This is a genomic window from Kistimonas scapharcae (genome assembly GCF_039540975.1).
Lineage (GTDB): Bacteria > Pseudomonadota > Gammaproteobacteria > Pseudomonadales > Endozoicomonadaceae > Kistimonas > Kistimonas scapharcae.
This window is the reverse complement of sequence record NZ_BAABFL010000057.1, coordinates 1-3,400: the sequence shown is the minus strand read 5'-3', so window position 1 is coordinate 3,400 and position 3,400 is coordinate 1. Positions and strand designations below refer to the sequence as shown.

Genomic DNA, 3,400 nt, shown 5'->3' with positions numbered 1-3,400 from the left:
TTTGCCTGAAGAGCACAGGGGACGCTCTCTTCATTCAATTTAGCCTTACTTCTTCAGATCGTTAAGCGGGAGTTAAGGATGACGTTGTAAGCCACCTGCGGGCACTATATATTGTCCTGCAAAATGGTCAGGGCTAATACAATGCAGGATATCCTTACGCTTTTGCAGGATGGGCAGTTTCATTCCGGTGAAGAGTTGGGGGATGCGCTGGGCATTAGTCGGGCTGCAGTATGGAAACGCTTGAAGCAGCTGGAAAAGCAAGGGCTGACTCTGGATGCAGTAGCAGGAAAAGGCTATCGCCTGCCTCGTGATATTATTCTGCTGAATGGCGATCTGATTAACACATATATTGAGGAGTCAATCAGGTCACGAATTGGGCTTACAACCCTTCATTCTGCTTCTTCAACCAACGATACTGTTTTGACGCAACTGGCAAATCCAGAGCCTGTTCAGATCTGTGTTGCTGAGCACCAGACAGCAGGTCGTGGACGTCGAGGGCGCGCATGGATTAGCCCTCTAGGTGCCAGTATCTATTTTTCCATGCTATGGCGCTTTGAGAGTGGTATGTCTGGGCTTGATGGATTGAGTCTTGTCGTCGGACTCGCTGTTCTGAAAACCCTTGAGAACATTGGAGCAAACGGTCTTTCCCTCAAGTGGCCTAATGACCTGCTTTGTTCGGGAAAAAAACTGGCTGGTATCCTGCTTGAAATTAATGGTGATCCTAATGGTGAATGCCAGGTGGTTATTGGGATTGGTATTAATGTCAGGCTGACTCAGGATCAGTTGAGCGAAATCTCACAGCCTGCGATTGATTTATGCAGCGTGTTAGGCATGGCCGTTGATAAGAATCGTGTGGTTGGTGAGCTGATTGGACAGCTGGTCAGCTTTCTCGATATTTTTCAGGAAAGAGGATTTGTGCCTTTTCGTGAAGAATGGCAGAGGTACGATGCTTATGCTGGCCAAGAAGTTCGCTTGATTACCGGCCTGAGAGAAATCACGGGCATTGCTGCAGGTGTCAGTGAGAATGGTGCTTTGATATTAAATCACGATGGCGAGAAGCGCGCTTACGCCGGAGGGGAAGTCTCATTACGACCTTATGAACATTCTTGATCTTGATTGTGGTAATACGCGTCTCAAATGGCGTCTGATGCGTGAGGGTGAGCTCAGGCAGTCAGGTGCTGTGGATAATACTGGTTGTTGTACCTCCATGCTGCGACAGATTGCGGATGTATTGTGCGATCAGCCTGCAAGGTGTCGTATGTCTTCTGTACGCGCACAGGAGATTAATGAGGTTATAGAGACAACTGTTTTTGATATCTGGGATATCAAGGTAGAACGGCCGGTTAAGCGGGAATATTTGGGTGGTGTTCGGCTGATCGGTGTTGATCCGGCAATGTATGGGGAAGATCGCTGGCTTGGTTTGTTGGCGGCTCGAGCTGTGATCCCTGCACGGCCGTTGGTGGTGGTGGATAGTGGGACCGCATTGACGTTGGATGTTATTGATGCAGAAGGTGGCTTTAAAGGTGGCTTGATCGTGCCAGGCATCAGTCTGATGTTGAAATCCATGGCCGATAATGCCGACAGGTTGCTGATTCCGGAGCAACGCCACTTTCGCCGTGGCTTGGGTTTGAAAACGGTAGAAGCTATGCAGTTTGGTGTAGCTTCCATGGCGGCAGCGCTAATTGAAAAAGAGTATGAGTTTCTGGGTGAGGGAGCCGCCGTTGTGATGGGTGGTGGTGATGCAACGGTATTGGCAGAGCTGGTCACTATTCCTGTATTGCATTTGCCTGATTTGGTTTTTGAAGGGTTGGCAATCGCACTACCATAAATCAATAAGAACACACGAATATGATAAAAATGATGCGCTGGGTGTTTCTGATTCTGGTAATGGCCAATGGCGGGGTATTTGCCTATGGCTGGTATGAGCGTTCTCAGGAAAAGTATGTTTTGTCTGAGACCGGCAGTGAGCGCCTGGAGAGAGGGGCGGGTATTACGCTGGTTGCTGAAGCTGCTCCGGATGTCTTGATATCACGCATAGTAAAAGAGCCTATATTGCCACTTCCTGCGGGGCAGTCGGCAGTGGCTGGTCTTTGTACGCAAATAGGACCTTTCCGCGCTGCGGATACGGCGGATCAGGCCATGCAGCAATTATTGTCTTCAGGGATATCTGTGCAGGCTAAAGCACTAAAGATTCGCCATGGCGAAGATTTCTGGGTTTTGATACCTGCAATGTCTGGGAGTGATGCCTCCTTGGGCTGGTTGAGGGAGCTGGATGCGCAGGGTGTGGATGCCTATCTGATTACGGAAGGAGATTATGCCGGTGGGATATCGCTGGGATTATTTTCGCAAGGGGAGTTGGCGACGGCATTGCAGAATCGTATCTCAGATCGTGGCTATGGCGTGCAGATGGAAGAGATTCCACGTTTTCGTGAAGAGTACTGGCTGGAGATCAGTCAGGACGATACGGGGTTGATGAGCGATGAGTTGTGGGAGGTTCTGCGTCAACGGTACGGGTTTGCCGAGAAGCACGAAAATTTATGCGGCTCTGGTATTGCATCCACCCAATAGTTTCCATAGAATGCGCCTCGCTTGCTGAGTTGGACGCCAACTTTTTCAGGCCTGGCGGTAAACTCGAAAGAGTGAAAACCGAAGGGGTTGACAAAGAAAGCGCTCTGAATAAAATGGCGCAGCAAATGTGGTGGGGTTCCCGAGTGGCCAAAGGGATCAGACTGTAAATCTGACGCGAAAGCTTCGAAGGTTCGAATCCTTCCCCCACCACCAAAATTATTTTAAAGTAGTGAGTCGCCTATTGCGGCTTTTTACTTGGGTTTGCGGGTATAGTTCAACGGTAGAACCTCAGCCTTCCAAGCTGATGATGCGGGTTCGATTCCCGCTACCCGCTCCATACTTGGTTTTGTTCTGATTTTCGCTCATATAGCTCAGTCGGTAGAGCGCGTCCTTGGTAAGGACGAGGTCACCAGTTCAAATCTGGTTATGAGCTCCAGGATGTAAGGGGCAGATATTTGTTTATCTGCCCCTTATTTCTGTATCGGGAATTGGTGTTCTTTCTGGGAGCGTTACCNGCGGAAGTCTGGGGTGGCGAGATGAAGGCTTTCGACCAGATCGATAACGCACCTGAAGAGCGTGAGCGTGGTATCACCATCTCTACTGCTCACGTAGAATACGATTCTCCGAGCCGTCACTACGCGCACGTAGACTGCCCCGGGCACGCTGACTATGTTAAGAACATGATCACCGGTGCTGCCCAGATGGACGGCGCTATCCTGGTATGTTCTGCTGCTGACGGCCCCATGCCCCAGACTCGTGAGCACATCCTGCTGTCTCGTCAGGTGGGTGTTCCTTACATCGTTGTCTTCCTGAACAAGGCTGACATGGTTGA

Annotated in this window: 3 protein-coding genes, 3 tRNA genes and 1 pseudogene; all 7 read left to right on the top strand. The window is 50.0% G+C overall.

What is annotated here, in order from left to right; translation table 11 throughout:
- Positions 1-141: 141 nt before the first annotated feature.
- Positions 142-1,110 carry a bifunctional biotin--[acetyl-CoA-carboxylase] ligase/biotin operon repressor BirA gene (gene birA / locus ABD892_RS03090; protein WP_345193731.1) on the top strand — a complete coding sequence of 323 codons (969 nt, stop codon included), beginning with the start codon at positions 142-144 and terminating at the stop codon, positions 1,108-1,110.
- Positions 1,049-1,828, top strand: coding sequence for a type III pantothenate kinase (locus ABD892_RS03085; protein WP_345193729.1), 780 nt, complete (start codon positions 1,049-1,051; stop codon positions 1,826-1,828). Before birA ends, ABD892_RS03085 begins: the two co-directional genes overlap by 62 nt.
- Before the next feature lie 20 nt (positions 1,829-1,848).
- Positions 1,849-2,568 (top strand): hypothetical protein, encoded by a 720-nt coding sequence (locus ABD892_RS03080; RefSeq protein ID WP_345193727.1) that lies wholly within the window; start codon positions 1,849-1,851, stop codon positions 2,566-2,568.
- Positions 2,569-2,697: 129 nt separating this feature from the next.
- A tRNA-Tyr gene (locus ABD892_RS03075) sits at positions 2,698-2,781 on the top strand.
- A 50-nt stretch (positions 2,782-2,831) separates the two neighbouring features.
- A tRNA-Gly gene (locus tag ABD892_RS03070) sits at positions 2,832-2,905 on the top strand.
- A gap of 23 nt (positions 2,906-2,928) precedes the next feature.
- A tRNA-Thr gene (locus ABD892_RS03065) sits at positions 2,929-3,004 on the top strand.
- A gap of 79 nt (positions 3,005-3,083) precedes the next feature.
- Positions 3,084-3,400 (top strand): annotated as a pseudogene (locus ABD892_RS03060) (GTP-binding protein); the annotation flags it as partial.